The organism is Anaerolentibacter hominis (genome assembly GCF_032380675.1).
GTDB lineage: Bacteria > Bacillota > Clostridia > Lachnospirales > Lachnospiraceae > Anaerolentibacter > Anaerolentibacter hominis.
On sequence record NZ_JAWDIX010000001.1, the window covers coordinates 1,567,751 to 1,588,659 of the forward strand.

The 20,909-nt window shown below is 47.9% G+C and carries 19 protein-coding genes; 7 read left to right on the top strand and 12 right to left on the bottom strand.

Annotated elements, in window-relative coordinates:
* Window positions 1-105: 105 nt before the first annotated feature.
* Together ABCW47_RS07270 and ABCW47_RS07275 are read left to right on the top strand one after the other, a co-directional pair.
* Entirely contained in the window at window positions 106-2,037 is a 1,932-nt protein-coding gene (locus ABCW47_RS07270; RefSeq protein ID WP_343209190.1) for a DNA gyrase/topoisomerase IV subunit B, read from the top strand.
* 18 nt (window positions 2,038-2,055) lie between these two features.
* Window positions 2,056-4,305: a DNA gyrase/topoisomerase IV subunit A gene (locus ABCW47_RS07275; RefSeq protein WP_343209191.1), complete on the top strand. Its 2,250-nt coding sequence runs from the start codon at window positions 2,056-2,058 to the stop codon at window positions 4,303-4,305.
* A gap of 61 nt (window positions 4,306-4,366) precedes the next feature.
* Here ABCW47_RS07275 and ABCW47_RS07280 read toward each other — a convergent pair whose 3' ends face one another.
* The 5 genes from ABCW47_RS07280 to ABCW47_RS07300 form a co-directional block, all read right to left on the bottom strand.
* Window positions 4,367-5,287 (bottom strand): nucleoside hydrolase, encoded by a 921-nt coding sequence (locus tag ABCW47_RS07280; RefSeq protein ID WP_343209192.1) that lies wholly within the window; start codon window positions 5,285-5,287, stop codon window positions 4,367-4,369.
* A 45-nt stretch (window positions 5,288-5,332) separates the two neighbouring features.
* A complete protein-coding gene (locus tag ABCW47_RS07285; RefSeq protein WP_343209193.1) occupies window positions 5,333-6,397 on the bottom strand; it encodes an alpha/beta hydrolase family protein in 1,065 nt (354 codons plus the stop codon).
* A gap of 25 nt (window positions 6,398-6,422) precedes the next feature.
* The gene (locus ABCW47_RS07290) at window positions 6,423-6,842 is read right to left on the bottom strand and encodes a pyridoxamine 5'-phosphate oxidase family protein (protein WP_343209194.1); all 420 of its coding nucleotides are present in this window, start codon (window positions 6,840-6,842) and stop codon (window positions 6,423-6,425) included.
* A gap of 208 nt (window positions 6,843-7,050) precedes the next feature.
* Window positions 7,051-7,527, bottom strand: a complete 477-nt coding sequence (locus tag ABCW47_RS07295) for an SAM-dependent methyltransferase (protein WP_343209195.1) — start codon at window positions 7,525-7,527, stop codon at window positions 7,051-7,053.
* Window positions 7,528-7,607: 80 nt separating this feature from the next.
* Window positions 7,608-8,423: a MerR family transcriptional regulator gene (locus tag ABCW47_RS07300; RefSeq protein WP_343209196.1), complete on the bottom strand. Its 816-nt coding sequence runs from the start codon at window positions 8,421-8,423 to the stop codon at window positions 7,608-7,610.
* A 186-nt stretch (window positions 8,424-8,609) separates the two neighbouring features.
* Between ABCW47_RS07300 and ABCW47_RS07305 the strand changes: the two genes are divergently transcribed.
* Complete coding sequence (locus ABCW47_RS07305) at window positions 8,610-9,575, top strand: penicillin-binding transpeptidase domain-containing protein (protein ID WP_343209197.1); 966 nt, start codon at window positions 8,610-8,612, stop codon at window positions 9,573-9,575.
* A 96-nt stretch (window positions 9,576-9,671) separates the two neighbouring features.
* Entirely contained in the window at window positions 9,672-10,463 is a 792-nt protein-coding gene (locus tag ABCW47_RS07310; RefSeq protein ID WP_343209198.1) for a GNAT family N-acetyltransferase, read from the top strand.
* Between the two features lie 62 nt (window positions 10,464-10,525).
* Here ABCW47_RS07310 and ABCW47_RS07315 read toward each other — a convergent pair whose 3' ends face one another.
* The 6 genes from ABCW47_RS07315 to rho all read right to left on the bottom strand — a co-directional run bounded on the left by ABCW47_RS07315 (window position 10,526) and on the right by rho (window position 16,740).
* Window positions 10,526-11,305 (bottom strand): TrmH family RNA methyltransferase, encoded by a 780-nt coding sequence (locus tag ABCW47_RS07315; RefSeq protein WP_343209199.1) that lies wholly within the window; start codon window positions 11,303-11,305, stop codon window positions 10,526-10,528.
* Between the two features lie 18 nt (window positions 11,306-11,323).
* Window positions 11,324-12,400, bottom strand: coding sequence for a peptide chain release factor 1 (gene prfA, locus ABCW47_RS07320; protein WP_343209200.1), 1,077 nt, complete (start codon window positions 12,398-12,400; stop codon window positions 11,324-11,326).
* A gap of 21 nt (window positions 12,401-12,421) precedes the next feature.
* Complete coding sequence (gene prmC, locus ABCW47_RS07325; protein WP_343209201.1) at window positions 12,422-13,264, bottom strand: peptide chain release factor N(5)-glutamine methyltransferase; 843 nt, start codon at window positions 13,262-13,264, stop codon at window positions 12,422-12,424.
* A 1-nt stretch (window position 13,265) separates the two neighbouring features.
* Window positions 13,266-14,711 (bottom strand): DUF1385 domain-containing protein, encoded by a 1,446-nt coding sequence (locus ABCW47_RS07330; protein ID WP_343209202.1) that lies wholly within the window; start codon window positions 14,709-14,711, stop codon window positions 13,266-13,268.
* 110 nt (window positions 14,712-14,821) lie between these two features.
* Window positions 14,822-15,031, bottom strand: coding sequence for a 50S ribosomal protein L31 (gene rpmE / locus ABCW47_RS07335; protein WP_343209203.1), 210 nt, complete (start codon window positions 15,029-15,031; stop codon window positions 14,822-14,824).
* A 125-nt stretch (window positions 15,032-15,156) separates the two neighbouring features.
* The gene (rho, locus tag ABCW47_RS07340; protein ID WP_343209204.1) at window positions 15,157-16,740 is read right to left on the bottom strand and encodes a transcription termination factor Rho; all 1,584 of its coding nucleotides are present in this window, start codon (window positions 16,738-16,740) and stop codon (window positions 15,157-15,159) included.
* A 481-nt stretch (window positions 16,741-17,221) separates the two neighbouring features.
* Here rho and ABCW47_RS07345 point away from each other — a divergent pair, with 481 nt between their 5' ends.
* Genes ABCW47_RS07345 through ABCW47_RS07355 form a run of 3 tightly spaced genes read left to right on the top strand, consistent with a single transcriptional unit; the run spans window position 17,222 to window position 19,831 of the window.
* Window positions 17,222-18,370: an NAD(P)-dependent malic enzyme gene (locus ABCW47_RS07345; RefSeq protein ID WP_343209205.1), complete on the top strand. Its 1,149-nt coding sequence runs from the start codon at window positions 17,222-17,224 to the stop codon at window positions 18,368-18,370.
* Window positions 18,371-18,372: 2 nt separating this feature from the next.
* Window positions 18,373-19,305 (top strand): tRNA modification radical SAM protein MnmL/YtqA, encoded by a 933-nt coding sequence (mnmL, locus tag ABCW47_RS07350; RefSeq protein WP_343209206.1) that lies wholly within the window; start codon window positions 18,373-18,375, stop codon window positions 19,303-19,305.
* Window position 19,306: 1 nt separating this feature from the next.
* Entirely contained in the window at window positions 19,307-19,831 is a 525-nt protein-coding gene (locus ABCW47_RS07355; RefSeq protein ID WP_343209207.1) for a DUF4364 family protein, read from the top strand.
* A gap of 85 nt (window positions 19,832-19,916) precedes the next feature.
* On the opposite strand, the gene ABCW47_RS07360 is transcribed toward ABCW47_RS07355, so the two are convergent.
* Window positions 19,917-20,810, bottom strand: coding sequence for a DegV family protein (locus ABCW47_RS07360; protein WP_343209208.1), 894 nt, complete (start codon window positions 20,808-20,810; stop codon window positions 19,917-19,919).
* Window positions 20,811-20,909: the final 99 nt, after the last annotated feature.

Here is a 20,909-nt window from a genome sequence, read left to right on the forward strand (position 1 = left end):
TGCCAGTATGTAAAATGGCCTGCTTTTCCTTGAATAAAAACCCAGATATGGTATACTTATAATAATTATGGCTAAAAAACTACTAGATATAAAGGAGACTGAAAAATGGCACAGTACAACGGAAGTCAAATTGTTGTTCTGGAGGGATTAGAAGCCGTCAGAAAACGTCCGGGCATGTATATCGGCAGCACAGGGAAACGGGGTCTTCACCATCTGATTTGGGAGATCCTGGACAATGGAATCGACGAGCATCTGGCCGGTTTCTGTTCCCAGATTGACATAACTCTTCAAAAGGACGGCGGAATGTCCATAGCGGACAACGGAAGAGGTGTTCCGGTGGATATCCACCCCACCCAGAAGATCCCCACGGTGCGGGTTGTCTATACAATCCTGCATGCCGGCGGAAAATTTGACAACACGGTGTATAAAGTGTCCGGAGGTCTTCACGGCGTGGGCGCATCCGTGGTCAATGCCCTCTCGGAGCGGATGATTGTGGAGGTCAGGAAGGACGGCAGTATTTACCGGGATGAGTACACAAATGGCGGCAAACCCGTAACCAAACTGGAAAACGGCCTGCTTCCGGTGGTAGGTACCTGCAAGAAAAGTGATACCGGTACGAAAGTAACCTTTTATCCGGATTCCACCATATTTGAAACCGTAGAATTCAAGGCAGACATCATCCGCAAAAAGCTGCGGGAGGTTGCCTATCTGAATAAAAACCTGCGTTTGGTTTTTCATGACGAATTAACAGGCGAGACAACCACTTACCAGGAAGAATTCGGAATCGCAAGCTTTATCCGGTATATTAACAGGGAAGCTTCCGTCCTCCACGAGGACCCGGTTTACATTGAAGGGACAAGCGGTGATATCGAGGTGGAGGTAGCTTTTCAATATACGAAGAACTTCGGTGAACAGATCAATGCCTACTGCAACCGGATCAACGTGGTAGACGGCGGAACGCTGGTAACCGGCTTTAAGATGGCTCTCACCCGTGTCATGAACCAATATGCCAGGGAACTGGGTATCCTGAAGGGAAAAGATGATAATTTTGACGGGAAAGATGTCCGCAATGGGCTTGTGGCCATCATTTCGATCAAACATCCCGATCCTCAGTTTGAAGGGCAGACAAAAACAAAGCTTGGCAACACCGATGCCAAAACCGCGGTGGATGATGTGTTTTCCACGGAGGTACAGCTTTATTTTGATAAAAACGTAACGATATTAAAGGATATCCTGGATAACTGCATGAAATCCTATAATGCCAGATGCGCCAGTGACAAGGCCCGCACCGCGGTTTTAAAGCAGCTAAACGATGTGGACACCCGGAGCAAGCTGGCATCCTGTTCTTCCAAAAAGCCGGAGGAATGTGAAGTCTATCTGGTGGAGGGCGATTCGGCCGGCGGCACGGTAAAGACGGCCAGGAACCGGAAAACACAGGCGGTGCTCCCTCTCAGGGGAAAGATTTTAAATGTGGAAAAGGCCTCCCTGGAACGGATTTTAACGAATAACGAAATTAAAACAATGATCGCCGCATTCGGCTGCGGGATCGGCGATGAATTTGATATCAAAAAGCTGCGCTATGATAAAATTATTATATTGACCGATGCGGATGTGGACGGCGCCCATATCAGTACTCTTCTGCTCACCTTCTTCTACCGTTTTATGCCGGAACTGATTATGGCGGGCAAAGTATACCGCGGCCTGCCGCCTCTGTACCGGGTAGAGTATGAAAAAATGGGGAAATCCAAAAAGATAAAGGAGTCCCGCTATCTGTTCAATGACTTTGCGCTGGAACAATTTCGAAAAGAAGGAAAAAATAAGATCCTGAACGTGCAGCGCTACAAAGGCCTGGGTGAGATGGACGCCGATCAGCTCTGGGAGACAACGCTTGACCCGGAGACCCGGACCCTTGCCCAGGTGACCATTACCGATACCGTGGAAGCCGATGAAATTACAACCACACTGATGAGCAGTGAGGTAGCCCCAAGGCGTAATTTTATTATGGAAGAGGCACAGTACGCTAAAATTGATATTTAACAAAGGAAGGACATTCCAATGGCTGAAATAAATAATGACAATATCGTTCAACTGGATTTTTCGGAGGAGATGAAAACTTCTTACCGGGATTACGCGATGAGTGTAATTATCGCCCGTGCTCTTCCGGATGTGAGGGATGGTTTGAAACCGGTACAGCGGCGAATTCTCTTTGCGATGAGTGAACTGGGACTGGCACCGGACAAGCCGCACAGGAAGAGCGCCCGTATCGTCGGTGATACCATGGGTAAATACCATCCTCACGGGGACAGCTCCATCTATGACGCGCTCGTTCATCTGACGGAAAGCTACTCTCTCTCTGTGCCGCTGGTGGACGGACATGGCAACTTTGGCTCCATTGACGGAGACGGGGCCGCCGCCATGCGGTATACGGAAGCCAGACTGTCTCCCGGCGCGATGACATTGCTGAATAATCTGGAAAAGGGTCTTGTGGACTTTATACCCAACTTTGATGAAAGCGAAAAGGAGCCTTCCGTCTTACCCGCCATGCTCCCCAACCTGCTGATCAACGGGACAACCGGTATTGCGGTAGGTATGGCCACGAATATACCGCCCCACAATCTGGGGGAAATGATCGACGCCACGATTGCCTATATGGATCGGCCGTCCATTTCCACGGAGAAGCTGATGGAATATCTGCCCGGTCCGGATTTCCCCACCGGCGGTACGATCATTAATCAGGAGGATCTGCTCTCGATCTATGAACACGGGGAAGGCCGCATCCGTGTCCGTGCAAACACGGAGATAGAAAACGGTGATTACGGCCGAAAAAATATTATTATTACAGAAATCCCCTACACAATCGCCGGAAATAAGACAAAGCTGGTGGAGAGTCTTGTGTCCCTGATGAAGGACAAGGTATTTGACGAAATTTATGATGTCCGGGACGAGTCCTCCAAGGAGGGCATCCGGATTGTAATTGAAGTGAAGAAAGACCGGGATATCAATAATCTTCTAAACGGTCTCTATAAAAAGACATCTATGGAGGATACCTATTCCGTCAACTTCCTTGCGGTCAAGGAAAAACAGCCTTTTACCTTTGGACTCAAGCAGTATCTGGAAGAATTTCTTGTCTTCCAGGAGGAACTCTACACAAGAGAATACCGCTTTCTTCTGAATAAGGCCAGAAGCCGGGAAGAAATCGTATCCGGCCTGATTAAGGCTACCGATATCATTGATCTGATCATCGAGATCCTGCGTGGTTCCTCTTCTGTCAAACAGGCCAAGGGCTGCCTGATCGGCGGGGATATTACCGATATTAAGTTTCGCTCCGATGCCTCCCGCAAAGAGGCCTCTGAGCTTAATTTCACCGAGCGTCAGGCCGATGCGATCCTGGCTATGCCGCTGAGCAGGCTGATCGGTCTGGAAATCCTGAAATTAAAAGAAGAAGAAGAAAGTCTGGCGGAGGAGATCGCAAATTATGAGGCAATTCTTGGAAATCCCAAGGAGCTGCTCCGATCAATCAAAAACAGACTGAAAAACTTCCGTAAGTTATTCGCGTCGGAACGCAGAACGAAAATTGCCAGTATCCAGAATGAAGATTATGTAGAAAAAGTTGTGGTGGAAACGGTCTATGTACTGATCGACCGGTTCGGCTATGTAAAATCTATTGATGATAAGAGCTATGCCCGGCTGGGCGAAGAGACCCTTCAGGAATTCTCACATGTGGTGTCCATGCAGAGCGACGATTCTCTCTGTGTCTTCACTTCGGACGGAAGCCTGTTCCGCATCAAAGCTTCTGCCATCCCAAGGGTTAAGTTAAAGGATAAGGGGGCGTTGATCCAAACTCTGTGTAAAATCGGCAAGGCAGATGCGGTATGCTATGCAGCGTTCGAATCTGTATTTGATTCTGCCCTCTACTTTGCTACAAAAAAAGGATATGTAAAAATCGTCTCCGGGGCTGAATTTGATTCCAACCGGACCCAGATTGCCTCCACGAAACTGGAAGAAGGGGACGAAATCATATCTGTCACTCCTCTTGCGCCTTCTGCTGTCTTATCGGCGGGCTATAAAGTGATCATGCTCACGGAAAAAGGGCTCTCCCTTGGTTATCCGGTCAATGAGATCTCGCTCTTAAAAAAGACCAGCCGGGGTGTGAAAGGCATTGATCTTGGTCCAGGAGACTCGGTGGTTTACTCCACGGTCCTTCCGCTGGAAACAGAAACCTTTACCTGCCGGGACAAAGTATTAAGCGCTAAGAAAGTAAGGAACCGAAAACGGGGAGCAAAAGGCCAGAAGGCCCAATTATAATAAACAAGTTCGGTTAAAACAAATAAAAACGCCATTTTATGGCGTTTTTATTTGTTTTCCTTTATTTGTCTCTAAAGTTGATGGCCAGCTTCGCGTAAAAATCCTCCATCGTCATTCTGGCGTCCAGGGTATGATATACCCGGATCGGCCGGTATTTACCGGTGTGATTGTAGGTCATATCCTCCCGGATCTCCGGCGCCGGCATCATATCATAATTCATTCGTTCCAGTTCATCCAGCAGCACGGTAACCGTGGCCTGATCTCCCAACCCCCAGGTTTCCCCCTGGGGCCAGTGCAGCTTCCAGGCAAACTTATTATTATAATCCACCATCTGCCGGAATAAATACTCTCCCACTTTGCCGCAGGGCTTCACTTTATACTGGAGCTCCGCCAGAGAGACAGCAACCTGTTTATACACATCAATCGGAACCTGCCACAGAGGCATGTCCGATTTAAACACTACGTTCGCCGCCGGGATATCCTGTTTCAGATTAAATTCCTTGCAGCCCTCCGGCCATTTCCCCCCGCCGATCCAGACCGCCGTCATCCGCCCGCATATTTCAGGCTTCTTCAGGATAGCGCAGGCCAGATCTGTGACAGAACCCTGACACACAATATAAAGAGGATGTTCGTCTTCTCTCATGGCCTCCTCAATAATAAAGTCCGCGCCCTCCGATTCGATCATGTCTGTCTCATGTTCCATAGGCACCGGTGCACCCTTTAACACCGGATACTCTCCGGAGAGACCCATCAGATCCAGCATCTTCAAAATTTCCTGAAAGCTAGCATCCATGGTATTGCCCGCTCCATACTCCTGCACATTCTTATCAAAATGAGCGGCTATGATTCCCTTCACCATAAATTTAGGGGTCATAAGATGGTGGGCAAGGGCGTACTGGTCGTCCGCCTCATTCTTGCAGTCCGTATGGATAATCAGTCTTATTTTCTTTGTCTCCGGTACATTAAAATCATATTGAAACATTCTATTCTCCCTTCCGAAGCGTTTTCGCTTCTGTCTGACAAGATATTAACCCAGTGCACGTTCCAGAAAATCGTCCAGCGAATCCCCGTAAAAACGGTGCCCTCCGCGGCAGACCTCATGACGGAATTGATCTTGTGCACGTAGCAGACGGTATGCGCTTTTTATTACGTCCGTCTGTTCCAGGGCATTGATCACTCCCCGGTGTCCGTTTAACGGATCGCTATCCCCGGTCTCAATAAGTAATGGCCTGGGCGCAATGAGGGCTCCCACATCGCCCATATCGGCATGTTCCCAGAGACCCGGAACATAATTGCAGCTGCAGTTATCGTTCATAAGCAGCAGAGAATCGCCGACGCCGTAGCAGTATCCGCTCACCACCCCTGCACGCACCCTGTCATCCAGCGCAGTGAGCCACAGGCTCTGGGCTCCGCCTCCGGAGAAGCCCACACAGGCTATCCGACCGGTATCACAGTCCTCTCTTGTGCAGATATAGTCCAGAAGCCGCATCAGATCCCAGATAAACATCCCCAGAAGGCTCATTCCCATGGAAATAGCCACCTGGTTTAATTCCCGGCAGGAACTTGACAACAGTGAATCCTCCCCCTGCTGTCCGGCTTCTCTCCGTTCTCCAAATCCTCTGGCATCCGGGCAAAAAACCATATAGCCCTGCGTGGCCAGATGCTCTCCGTAGGCATAGTTAAAATTCATCCGGTTTTCTCGCAATTTTTTATTACCCATATCCAGGCCTGCGACCGCAAGTTTTCCTCCGCTTCCATGCCCATGAGTGGCAATAATCACTGGACAGGGACTGCATCTCGGTCTATTGGGTTTCAGAAAAAAACAGGGCATCCCGATTCCCGGCTCCACCGGAATAATGAGATGAATTCTCTCATAGTCCTGAAGCTGCTCTGTCTTTGTGATTCGAACCGGAGCCTGCGGCATTTTCATTTTAGCCAGTCCCAGCAGAGCCGCCAGGGTTTCTCTGGTTTCTTTCTTCCACCTTTGGTATTCTTCCGGGCCGGAAGCCCGGAATGCGCAGCTTTTTTCGGTCTCGTCAAATCTGGCTTTCAGCGCTGTAATGGATGTATAATAAGTATCGTTACCCTCCATATTGCCCCTCCCTGCAGGAAATCATTTATCCAATTGAAAATGTCTCCGACTTAAACTTGCTGTAAAACCGGCCCTCAAATGCGGTAAAACGCAGGACACAATAATCCGGATCTGTGACACCCTCAGGATAATACATGGTATCTCCCTCCTGCCAGATCATTTCTTTGCTCTCCTGATCCTCAAGCACTTCCACCGTTCCCAGCAGCATCACACCCCGGAAGAAACGTTTGTCACAGAAATAAAGGCATGCCTTTGGATTGGCCCGAAACTGGGCCGTACGCATGGCAGAGGTATTCGTCGTCAGATAAAAGGTCTGAATCCCTTCTCTTTTACGGGGAGCCAGCATTGCTTTCGTATTTGGAAAGCCGGCCTCATCCACAGAACTGAGAAAAGCAGTTCCCTGCTTGTCGATCAGATTTCCAATTGTCTTTTCACAATCTCTCATTTTATTTCTTTCCGCCCCTTTCTTAGGCACATTTTCAAGTACGCCTCGGCGTACTTGCTGCGAGCCGCCGGAGGCTTTATCCTGGAAGGAGACTGGGCTCCCACCATGACGAATTTGTTATTTATTCACCACCTATTGAGGTGGGAGTCTTATCTACTTCCATGATAAACCAGGAAAACCTGCAGGTAAACTGCTTTTCTTTATTTCGTTAAAAATTAAATTCTTCCTCCCATGGGAACTCTCCTGACTCCTCGAAACTCTTCGGCCAGTGGGCGCACCACTCCGGTACCTGGGGCGTCCCGATCCGGTCCATGCTCGGGGTATAGGGTTTAATATCCAGAAGAGGAGTTTGATCATAGGCATCCAGATAGGTGACACCGATCACCCCGTTTTTATGGTCAATATAAGTTACCTCTGCGGTACTCAGTGCGATAGGATTTGGGCGGAGCGGTGATCTGGTAGCAAAAATCCCCATCTTATCCGGTGATTTCTTATAGGGCTTCTCGGCTTCCAGAACCGTCCTTGCCTGTGCGTTGTCAAATTCGCTGAACCACCATAACACCTGAATATGGCTGAATCCATCCAGCGCCTGCAGAGCCGGTATGAATTCCGGGTCTACTTTAATATAAGCTTCCTCCTGCTCACAATGAATCGTACCGATAGAATGAAGTTGAAATGTTGTCATCGTATGTTCCTCCTTATTTTTTTGATCTGCAGATTCAATATAGGCCCTCACATCGTGTTAGAGTCAAGGAGAATTATAAATTATCTATCTTTTTCCAATGGAATCTGAAGCTCGGTCAGATAATTTTCGGTATTTTCCTCATTCCATGGGCCGCGGTGCACAATCTGCCGGCTCGGCCCCAGCATATGAAACTGACTGTTCTTCTGCAGCCATCCGGCAAAGCTTTTGTATGCAGGCCCAATATTTGAGAAATCTCCGTATACCATAGTGCAGGCCATTTCCGATACCGGCTCTGTTTTCCGGTAAACAAAATCTCCTGCATTTTTTCCTGCCGTTTGGACGGGAACACACAATTCCACATCCACATTTACTTCTTTGTACTCTTTATCGTGATAGATGGAAAAACTGCTTCCCGATACTTCCACCCGGTTCTTCCTGGCAAAAGCGGACAATTCAAGCCACAGTCCGCCCTCCCCGTAATAGTCTGGAATAACTCTTCTCAGGGAGAGAACCTGACAGGCCGGAACCGCTCTGGTGAAAATCTGTTCATAAAGCCCCTGTCCTCCGCTTGCCGCCGCCTGCTTAGCCTGTTCTATTTTTCTTAGCTTTAATTCTTCTGCCTGTATTGCTTTTTCAATGTCTATCTGCTTATCATACAGCATTTTAATTATCTCGTTTTGATCGCTGACAAGAGCTTTCTTTATCTCTGCAATTTGAAATCCGCTGTCCCTGAGATACAGGATTCGGTTTAAATCAGGAATCTGATCGGCAGAATACAGACGGTAGCCGCTCCGCGGCTCCGTGTGGGCCGGTCTCAAAAGTCCCATCTCGTCGTAATAACGAAGCATTCTGACCGAAACCTGTGTCAGCTTTGAAAATTCTCCTATTCGAAACATGTTTCCTCCTGCCGCCGCTTATTTTCTGACCCTTTTATTATATAAGGTCCGGTCCAATACTACAAGCTGGGAAAAGGGTTGCGGTTATCACACAGAAATTTGCATTGACAACCGCCGGTTCTGGAAGTAAGCTATCTTAAACTTCTTGTGATACATCAGTCTTAATGAAATGATCGGAGGACTCATATGGATCAAAAAAGGACCAGCCGCCTGATGGGTATTCTTAGTATTCTTCTGGTTACCTGCATGTTTACGGTAACCGGATGTTCAGAAAGCAACGCAGACCCCGGTCAGACATCCCCGCCGGACGGCGGCAAAACACAGACTTCTCCCGAACAGGAACTGCCTTCTGCCGAAACACCCGCCTCCATACGGGAAGCAGGACTTGATCTGGACAGTGAATTTGCTGGGATAACCGGCTGTGCGGTTCTCTACAGCCCGGATGATGAGCTGTATTCTTTTTATAATGAGGAACTATGTAAAAAGCAGGTTTCCCCCTTATCTACCTTTAAAATCGTATCAGCACTCATGGGTCTGCACGCCGGCGTGCTTGAAAATGAAACCACAAAAATGGAATACAACGGTACGGTATATCCGATCTCCGGCTGGAATAAAAATGTCACTTTAAAAGAAGCCTTTTCCACGTCCTGTATCTGGTATTTTCGGCAGGTCATTGATCAGGTCGGCAAAGAAGAGGTAAAAGCGCAGCTGGATCAGCTGTCCTATGGAAATTGCGATATCGGCCAGTGGCAGGGGAACGGCGCGAACCCGCTGCCGGAATTGAACGGCTTCTGGCTTAATTCCACCCTTAAAATCTCTCCTCTTGAGCAGGTAAAGGTTCTGTCAGACATTTTTGAAGGACGCAGCGGCTACACGTCTGAGGAGATTACCATATTGAAAAATATAATGCTGGTATCAGAAGAAAACGAAGGGGCAGTCTGCGGGAAAACAGGTTCCGGACCGGGAAAAGCCTGGTTTGTGGGTTTTTATGAAAAGGACTCAGCCAGAAACTATGTTGCAGTTTATCTGGAAGATGAAGATAAAAAAGATTCGATTTCAGGAGAAAATGCAAAAAATATTGCGCTGGAGATTATAAATGAAACCTTCCATGCACCCGCCGCCGCGATTGACACATCCAGGGTTGGGAAGTAAACTTGAAACAACAAACGTCAGTATGCTTTGCCTACTGCCTTATTGCTGGATATACATGGTCAGTTTTATCCTTATGTATAAAAAAGGAGGGGTCCTATGGAAATGATAACAAAAGAGAATGCTTGTGTTCTCGCGCCGCTGTTTGACGGCTGGAATGAGACAATGATCTGGTCCTATTTGCATGGATGCATGGGAAATGGGTGGGCAGACCAAACGTCAGATCCGGAATCTGCCCGGATTATTACCGGAGATTTCTGTTTTCTGGCGGGTAAACCGGATGCAGAGTTTGTGAAACATATACCCTCTGACTTTCCGTCTCCCCAGATTTTGATGGTACCCCGGGATAACGGCTGGAGCCGGCTGATTGAGCGCTGCTACCCTTACAGTTATCGTAAGTTTCTTCGCTATGCGCTGAAAAAAGAGCCCGATGCGTTCGATACAGACAAATTGGCCGGATATGTCGCCACTCTGACAAAGGGTTATCGGATTCACCCCATAGATGAAGCTTATTTTCATGCGGTCCGTAAGGAAGAATGGTCAAAAGATCTATGCTCTCAGTTTTCTTCCTATGAGCAGTATCGGGATCACGGTATGGGATACCTTGTACTGCACGGCGATAAAATTGTAAGCGGTGTCTCTTCTTATACTTACTATGACGGCGGAATTGAAATCGAGATTGATACCAGGAAACCCTACCGGAAAAAGGGACTGGCCCTGGCCTGCGCCGCCCATATGATTCTGGAGTGTCTAAAGCGCGGGCTCTATCCCAGCTGGGATGCCGCCAACAAGGAGTCTTTGCATCTGGCTGAAAAGCTGGGCTATCATCTGGATAGCGCCTATGTGACATATGGGATTAACCTGTCTCTGTCTTCCGCTTCTGATCAATAACGCAAAAGGGAGCTTACGCTCCCTTTTTCAATCAGCCGTTTCCAAACACGGTATCCGGCTTTTTATTTATCTTCTCTTTGTCTTTTCTGACGGAAAATCTCATACATAAACACAGAAGACGCGATTGCCGCATTTAAGGACTCTACTTTGCCCATCATCGGTATCTTCACCAGCGTGTCGGCCATTCCCGCCGCCTCTTCACTCAGGCCCTGTGCTTCGTTTCCAATCATCACACCGCTCCGGTCACTGTAAGAAATTCTGTCATAGTCACTGCTTCCCGCCAGATGAGCGGCATACAAGGTTACATTTTCTTCTTTTAACCTGACCAGCAGCTTCTTAAAATCGGGAACAAACAGAACCGGAACCCGGAAAACAGAACCCATAGTGGAACGAATCACCTTGGGATTGTACAAATCGACAGAAGTATCACTTGCGATAATTCCTGTGACTCCGGCACCCTCCGCGCAGCGGACAATCGTCCCCATATTTCCCGGATCTCTCAGATCTTCCAGAAGAATCAGATTGACCCTTGGTTCCCGCAGCATTTGCTCCAGGCTGTATTTCTGCATCTTTACAAGAGCCAGGATGCCCTGGGGCGTCTTGGTATCCGATATCTGAGCAAACACCCTGTCACTCACCACTTCACAGGGGTAATGATCCGGTGTGCCGTATTTTCCGGCATAACTTTCGGACAGATACGCCCTGATCAGAAGCGGACCAGGAATTTCATCAACCATCCTGATCCCCTCCACAACATACTGCTCCTGTTCCCGACGGTATCTGGCCTTCTTTGCCAGCTGAATAATATGTTTCATCTGTGGATTTGATGTGCTGCTGATCATAGTATTCCCCCGATTTGCCTAGACCGCTTCGTTCATTTTACTGAGCTTCGCCGCCTGATCCGCGGAGATCAGACTGTCTATAATCTCGAACAGATCCCCGTCCAGCACCTCATTTAACCGGTGTGTCGTCAATTTGATACGGTGATCGGTAACACGTCCCTGAGGGAAATTATAGGTTCTGATTTTCTCAGAACGGTCTCCTGTTCCCACCTGGCTTTTTCTGGCCTCCGCCTCTGCATCATGGGCTTTCTGCATCTCCAGATCGTACAGACGGGAACGCAGAACTTTAAGCGCCTTATCCTTGTTTTTCAACTGGGATTTCTCGTCCTGGCAGGAAATCACGATTCCTGTGGGTATATGAGTCAGTCTCACCGCGGAATCCGTCGTATTGACACACTGGCCGCCGTTTCCGGACGCACGGAAGACATCAAATTTGCAATCATTCATATCCAGCTGTACATCCACTTCCTCCGCCTCGGGCATAATTGCCACAGTAGCCGTGGAGGTATGGATTCTGCCTCCGGATTCCGTTACCGGAACCCTCTGAACCCGGTGCACACCGCTTTCATATTTGAGTTTTGAGTAAGCGCCGGTTCCATTGATCATAAAAACGGCTTCCTTAAATCCGCCGATTCCATTTTCATTCAGACTGATCATCTCCGTCTTCCAGCGGTTACGCTCGGCAAAACGGGAATACATGCGGAACAGTTCCGCCGCGAACAATGCGGCCTCGTCTCCTCCGGCGCCGCCGCGGATCTCCACAATAACGTTCTTATCATCGTTAGGGTCCTTGGGCAGAAGCAGTATTTTAATTTCGTCTTCCAGCTCGCTCTGACGCACCCGGCATTCACTCAGTTCTTCTTTCGCCAGTTCCCGCAGTTCTTCATCTTTCTCTTCATCCAGGATCATCAGACTCTCTTCAATGGTCTCTTTGGTCCTTTTATACTCCTTGTATGCCTCCACCAGCGGCATCAGCTCAGTCTGCTCCTTCATAAGCTGGCGGAAACGATTCTGATCCGCCGTAACCTCCGGATCATTCAGTTCATTTACAACTTCTTCATATCGTCTTAAAATGTCTTCTAACTTATCAAACAAGAATATTCCCCTCCAAAAACATTAATCCAGATAAGAACCCGGACGGTCTCCTCGTATTACCCGGTCCATACCGGTATAATCTTTTACGATTTCAATATTGCTGTATCCTGCTTCCTCCATCAGAAGCCTTACCTGATCCCCCTGATCATAACCTATCTCAAAGTAAAGGGCTCCGGCCGCAGTCAGATATCCGTCCGCCTGCCGTATGATCTCACGGTAAAAATGCAGCCCATCCTCCAGGCCATCCAGCGCGATCCGGGGTTCATATTTGCTTACCTCCGGCATCAGCGTCTCCAGCACACCGGTGGGAATATAAGGTGGATTGGAAACAATTATATCAAAAGAATTCTCGATCTTCTCAAACAGATCACTCATCACGAACCGCACCGGTACCTGATTGATAGCTGCGTTTTCTTTGGCCACACTCAGAGCCTCCGCAGAGATATCCGAGGCAGTGACACTGGCACAGCCGCCCAGTTTAGCCAGGCTCACGGCAATACAGCCGGAACCGGTGCACAGATCCAGCACGTGCTTATTCCCGCAGACATGCAAAACCGTCTCCACCAGCACTTCCGTATCCTGTCTGGGCACAAGCACAGACGGATTGACCCGGAAGGGAAGACCCATAAACTCCTGCTTTCCGGTAATATACTGAAGCGGAACACGCTCAATCCGCCGCCTGATGGCAGCCTTATAGGCTTCCTCCTGCTCCCGCGGAACATAATCTTTTTTGTTCGTTAAAAACTCCACATGGGATATATGGCAGCATTCTTCCAGCAGGTATCTTGCATCCAGCTCCGCCTCCGCGACACCGCTTTTTAAAAGAAGTGTCTTTCCCCAGAGAAACAACATTTCATAAGACATTCTATTTCTTTCTGCTCCTTGACGAATATTCTTCCAATATACTCAAAATCTCTTCATCCTGCAAAATATCAGCCGCAGTCTCCTTGCCGGGCTCTTCCTCCTCGGACTCCTGATCATCCGTTACAGAAACTTCCGCTTCACCCATGTCCTGAGGCTGTTCTTCTTCCGCTTCTTCCATGGTTTCATAAGCCTCATCTTCCGCTGCAGGATATGCTTCCTCTAAAGCAACCGCTTCCTCCACATAGGCAGGAACTTCCTCGGTGATCTCCTCCGGACTTAAAATTTCTATGGTATCCGGTACCGCTTCAAATTCTTCTTCCACAGGAATCTCACCCTCTTCGGTCTCGATCCATTCGTCCTGCACGGCTATTTCCTCCACAGGCACTGCCGTATGTCTCTTATGTCCGGAATGAACCGGTTCCTGTTCTTCTTCTGTTATCTGTGCCGGTACTTCCGTCAATGCCGGTTTAGGTTCTCTCTCATTCTTCTCTTCCGGCTGTGTATCACCAGCCTTTTTCCGTTTGCTGCGCTCAGGCCTGAAATCTCCTTCTGCGAGAAAAGCTTTCCAGTCAAAAACCTCATTCACCGATGCGATCGCCACCTCAATCATCTCATCATCCGGCTCCCTCGTGGTAAGTCCCTGCAGCCAGAGGCCCGGCTTGCTTAACACCGCAATAATTCTGGAATTGCTTCTGCCCGCAAAACGGATAAACTCATAGGAGATACCTGATATGACCGGAATCAGCAGCAGCCGGTATAGAATACGAAGCCACGGGGATTCCACCCTGATAAACATAAACAGCAAAATACTGACAAACATCACGACCAGCATAAAACTAGTACCGCAGCGCTTATGCTGTCTGGACTGACCCCTCACATTCTCCACGGTCAGTTCCAGCCCATTCTCAATACAATTGATTGATTTGTGCTCGGCTCCATGGTACATAAAAACACGTTTGATCTCCTTCATAAGTGAGATCAGAAATACATACAGGATAAATATAGTGACACGGATCACGCCTTCAATGATAACCAGCACGGTAGTATTGGTTATGTATCTTCCAAGGAGCGTAGACAGAAAATAAGGCAGCATCATAAAAATAGCAACCGCCAGCAGGATGGAGATAAACACGGTAAATCCCATCATCAGCTTTTCTGCTGCTTTTCCTTTTTTCTTCTCCGCCTGGGTCTTCTCTTCCTCTTCCTCAAAGAAACTGGCTGAAAACGTAAGCGTTCTGGTTCCCAGAACCAGAGACTCCACAAACATAAGCATGCCACGGAATATGGGCAGCTTAAACAACTTTATCTTCTCAGAAGCACTGACGAACGTATCCTTCTGTACTACAATTTCGTTATCTGGTTTCCGGACCGCCACAGCATATTCAGCGCCGTTTTTCATCATGACGCCTTCAATGACTGCCTGTCCGCCGATACCGGATGGTTTCACACGATCACCGCCTTTATTATAATCGGATTCTTTCCTCCGCAGACATCTTCAACTTTTAATGTGAAAAAAATAGGCTGAGATTATAATAACCTCAACCTAAATCCTTGCTATTATTTGTCCTGATTCAAACCATATTTACGGTTGAACTTATCAATCGCACCACGAGCTGCCGCAGCTTTCTGCTGTCCTGTGTAGAACGGATGGCATTTGGAACAAACTTCTACGTGGATATCCTCTTTTGTTGAACCAGTTACAAACTCGTTACCGCAGTTGCAGGTAACCTTAGCCTGGTAGTAATTAGGATGGATTCCTTCTCTCATCTTATTCACCTCTTTGACTATTTTATTACATGAAAATCAATCAAAAATTGATTCAATTCATTGAATTACACAACGCACTAAGTATAGCATACAAACTCTATAAAAGCAAGTCACAAAAAAATATTTTAATCGACTAATTTTACTTTTTTGATCATCTGCACATACTCCCGGTTATTCCGGGTGCGCATGAACATGCCGATAATGCTCTCAAGCGCCTGATCCGCCTTCATGCCTCCCAGAGCCTTGCGCATCAGATAATTTGCCTCTGCTTCTTCCCTTGCCAGCAGAAGATCATCTCTTCTGGTGCTGGATTTATACATGTCGATGGCCGGAAAGATTCTCTTTTCAGAAAGTGCGCGGTCCAGAACCAGCTCCATGTTGCCGGTCCCCTTGAATTCTTCGAAAATAACGTCGTCCATCCGGCTTCCCGTCTCAACCAGCGCCGTCGCCAGAATCGTCAGGCTGCCGCCTTCTCTCATGTTCCTAGCCGCTCCAAAAAAGCGTTTCGGCATGTGCAGCGCCGCCGGATCAAGCCCTCCGGAAAGAGTTCGGCCGCTGGGCTGAATGGACAGATTGTAAGCTCTTGCCAGCCTGGTAATGCTGTCCAGAAGAATAATCACATCTTTTTTGTGCTCCACCAGTCTCTTGGCCCGTTCAATGACCATCTCGGATACACGCCTGTGGTTATCCGGCAGTTCGTCAAACGTTGAATAGATAACCTGAACATTTTTCCCTTCAATGGATTCTTTGATATCCGTAACTTCCTCGGGCCTCTCGTCAATCAGCAGAATAATCAGCTGCATATCCGGATGATTTAAAGTCACCGCCCGCGCCACCTGCTTTAAAAGTGTGGTCTTGCCCGCTTTCGGCGGCGATACAATCATTCCCCTCTGACCTTTTCCAATAGGAGAAATCAAGTCCATCATCCGCATGGCAACCGGACCGCCCTGTGTTTCCAGATGTATTCTCTCATTGGGGAAAATAGGAGTAAGATCCTCAAATTTCTTTCTCCGGGCCGCTTCCACCGGATGCATCCCATTTACGGCTTTCACATACAACAGGGCACTGAACTTTTCACTCTGATTTTTCACCCTCGTATTTCCTGTGACAATATCTCCTGTCTTTAGGTTAAAACGGCGTATCTGAGCAGGTGAGACATAGACGTCATTTTCACCCGGCAGGAAATTATCACAGCGGATAAATCCAAATCCGTCCTGCATCACTTCCAGAATTCCTTCTTTTGTTTCCCCGCTGTCTAACTGTACCATCTCCGGCGACAATTTCCCATCCTCCGTCACTTTTCCGCTCCGGCGTACTTCCTGCCTCTCCTCTGTACCCGAAACTGCTGCGGGCCTGCGGTTTTCGATCTTTACCCGCGGTCTGTTCTGCATTCCTTCCCGGATACCCCTCGTATCTTCCTGTGCCTTCCTGGCCTGGGGCTCCCTTCGGACACCTTCTGAAGCAGCCGGGGCTGTATTCTGTCTCGTCTGCACTGCACTTTGTCCTGCTGCCTGCTCTTCTGTTCTGTTTTCTATGTTATCGGTGCTTGGTTCTGCCTGTACCGAAGACGTTTCCTGGTTCTGGTCAGACGTTTCGCTCAGCCGTTCAATCAGTTCCATTTTACGGAGTGTGGATATAGACTTTATTCCTCTCTCTTTTGCCAGTTCCCTCAGTTGTGCCAGTGATAATTCTTCCAGTCGTTTCTCCATGATACCTCCAACAATTCTTTTCTTTCTATTATGCAAGCTTGGCCCTCAAGGCACGTTCAAAACCCACGCCGGCTGTTAACTGTGCCAGATTTTCTTATTTTATCTAAAGATTTCAGGGAATTTAAATGAATGTCCGGACTCAGACGCCCTCACAGAAACGGGCGGATGAACGTTCGATAAACTGTAAATAGAATAATTTATATATTTGATTTTGTTATACATCATATTATACTCCAAATTTCAGATAAATGTAAATAGCTTTTCCTGTGCGAAATCGAGATATATTCGTGTTATTTCCTATAAATAATACAAAATATACTCTGATGTTTCTTTTTACTTCTCCAATCTGCAATTTTTCAGCCGCCGGCCGCCCGTATCAATGTTCCGGCTGCCTGCCCAGCCATACACATGTCCTTGCGAAATAAAAGGGTTAATGATATCATAAATTCAGACAAAATGATAAGAAACAGGAGGAATCAGCATGACTACATCAGAAAAAGCTCTTGCCCTCCACGCGCAGTGGAATGGTAAGATTTCTACAGAACCGAAGTGCAATGTGAATTCCAGAGAAGACATGGCGCTCGCTTATACTCCAGGCGTGGCAGAGCCCTGCAAAGCCATTGCCAAAAATCCGGAAGAAGCATACCGCTATACCATAAAAGCAAATACTGTGGCTGTTATATCTGACGGAAGCGCCGTACTGGGTCTTGGAAATATCGGCCCCTACGCCGCCATGCCCGTTATGGAAGGCAAGTCCGTTCTCTTTAAATCCTTTGGAGGCGTCAATGCGTTTCCAATCTGTCTGGACACCCAGGATACAGAGGAAATTATTAAAACAATTATCCATATTGCCCCCGCATTCGGCGGAATAAATCTGGAAGACATTGCAGCGCCCAGATGTTTTGAAATCGAGGAACGGTTAAAGGACGCACTGGATATCCCTGTATTTCATGATGACCAGCACGGCACCGCTATTGTTGTACTTGCCGGTGTCATCAATGCACTCAAAGTTGTTAAGAAAGAGAAGGAAAACTGCCGCGTTGTTGTCAACGGCGCCGGTTCTGCCGGGATCGCCATTACAAAACTGCTGCTCTCCTATGGATTTTCTCATGTCACAATGTGTGATATCAATGGTATATTATCTTCAGAAAGTCCGAACCTGAACTGGATGCAGAAGCAGATGGTTGAAGTCACCAATCTGGAAGGTAAAAAAGGGACATTAAAGGACGCTCTCGTGGGAGCTGATATCTTTATCGGCGTTTCGGCCCCTGATATTGTCACAGCACAGATGGTCTCCTCCATGGCTCCGGATTCTATCCTGTTCGCCATGGCGAATCCGGTACCGGAAATCATGCCGGATGTGGCAAAAGCCGCCGGCGCACGTGTTGTGGGTACCGGCCGCTCTGATTTCCCAAACCAGGTGAATAATGTAGTGGCTTTCCCTGGGATTTTCAAGGGAGCCCTGGAGGGAAGGGCCAGACAGATTACAGAAGAGATGAAGCTTGCCGCTGCGCTTGCGATCGCCGGAATGGTGAAGGAGGAAGACTTAAACGAAGATAATATCATGCCTCAGGCCTTCGATCCTGAAGTGGTGGACGCTGTGAGCAATGCCGTCAAATCTCTCATTTAGCAATGAACTATACAAATGGAAGACGCTATTATACATTTGATCAGTATTCACTGGAACTCTTCGGTGAAAAAGTTTATAAAATCAGCATAAACGGCAATATGTCCTGTCCCAACCGGGACGGAACCTGCGGTGACCGGGGCTGTATTTTCTGCAGTGAGGGCGGATCAGGCGAATTTTCCGGGGATGGAATGACCTCCGTCACCAGACAGCTGGATACCGCAATCGGCCGGGCTGCTGTCAGACATCCTGAAATCCGCCGTTATATTGCTTATTTTCAGCCCTTTACCAATACCTATGCGCCGACTGCCTATCTGGAACAGATTTTTACGGAGGCAATCCGACACCCGCTCATCTGCGGCCTCTCAATTGCCACCCGGCCGGACTGCATCAGTGCAGACACTTATGTGCTTCTGGAACAGCTGGGCAGGATCAAACCGGTCTGGATTGAGCTGGGGCTTCAGACGATTCATGAAGATACCGCCCGTTTTATTCGGCGGGGCTACCCTCTTCCTGTGTTTGATGAAGCGGTCACACGCCTTGCTCAGTGCGGTATACCGGTTATTGTCCATACCATACTTGGGCTGCCGGGAGAAGGCAGAACGGAATTGGCCGCAACTATGGCGCATTTAAACCGCCTTCCGGTAAAAGGAATTAAGTTACAGCTTCTTCATATTTTAAAAGGAACCGATCTGGCCGCTTATCTTGGCCGGATACCGATACTGACTCTGGAAGAATATGTCGATCTGGTGGCCCTGTGCATCGGTTCGCTCCGTCCGGACATTGTCATTCACCGGATTACCGGTGACGGTCCCGCAGAGCTTCTGCTGGCCCCCCTCTGGAGCAAGAACAAAAAATATGTCCTGAATCAGATAAATCACGGACTGAAAACCCGGGGTATCACGCAGGGCATCTATTTGGAAGGAATGGAGGTATAACATGGCATCATCTGATACATTTACTCTCTATAAATTGATTATCCTGGATATGTTAAACCGGGTAGACTTCCCGCTGACCAATGCGCAGATCTGCAATTTCATCCTGGAAAAGGACTATACAAACTACTTTACCGTACAGCAGGTGTTATCGGAAATGCTGGAAGCTCAGCTCATTCACGGTGATACAATGCATCATACATCCTATTATAAAATTACGGAGGCGGGGAAAGAGACACTCAGTTTCTTTGGAAGCCAGATACCGGACAGTATCCGTCAGGATATTCTGAAGTTCTTTCAGGATAATAAATACTCTTTGAAGGAAGAGGTTTCTGTACTGTGTGATTACTATAAAGAACACACCGACCTTTATATGGTTCGCTGTAAAATCCTGGAGAACGGCACGGCCCTGATCGAATTGAATCTGACCGTCCCCACCGAGGAAGAGGCTTCCCTGCTGTGCAGCAACTGGAAAAAGAAAAACAAAGAGCTGTATCCGTTAATACTTGCACAGCTTTTGAATGGTTAATAAACAGGACCTGCGGTCCCAATCCGGAAACCGCAGGTCCTTTTCTATCCTATAATAAATTTTTCTGTAGTATGGACATTTTCTTCTAATCCACCCTTTTGTCACCCCAGAAAAAGAGTGCAACTGTACCCGGTCCGGTATGGGAGCCGATCACCGTTCCCACACTGTTAATCATTACTTTTCCATTTAGTCTGGGAAACGTCGCCTCCACCAGATCGGCCACGGCTCTGGCATCTTCATAACAGTCCGAATTAGAGATGAAGCATTTTCCCGTGTAATCCCGTCCATTTTCCGCGTGCTCTTCCATCATATGTACAATTTCCCGAATCACTTTCTTCTTGCCGCGGATCTTACGGCGGGGAATCAATTCCCCCTTATAATTCATATTCATGAGCGGACATATGTTGAGAAGGTTTCCCATCACCGCAGACGTAGCGGAGATACGACCACCTCTCTTGTAGTGGGTGAGATCTGTGGAAAAGAACCAGTGATGCAGGCACAGCTTATGCTCCTCCAGCCATGTATATAGTTCTTCCGCTCCCATACCCTCCTGTTTCTTTTCCCAGGCGGTATCCACAATTAATCCATAGCCTGAGGACGCACCCAGCGTATCCACATAAAAAATCCGGCGTTCCGGATACTTCGCTTCCAGCTCCTCTTTCGCGATTTCAACGGAGTTATTCACCCCGGACAATCCGGAAGAGAGGGAAATATGTAGGACATCCTTCCCTTCTTGTAAGATTGGCTCGAACATCTCCACAAATTCCTCTGCATTTACCTGTGATGTTACAGGCATAGCCCCCTCTTTAATCTGCTTATAAAAATCCGGAAACGATACTGTCTTTCCCAGGTCATCCAGGAAATCTCTGCCATCTATCTGATAATGAAAACAAGCATAGGGTATGCCCTTTGCAACAAAATACTCTGCCGGCATGTCAGCTGTCGAACAGCATGTTATCACATAATTATCCCCCGTCATGTTATTACCTCCCTGCATCGTTTTATGACATAGTTTTAAATACTAGATATAATAGTATCCCTAAGCTTTTATAGTGTCAATAGTGGACGTTCATAATTT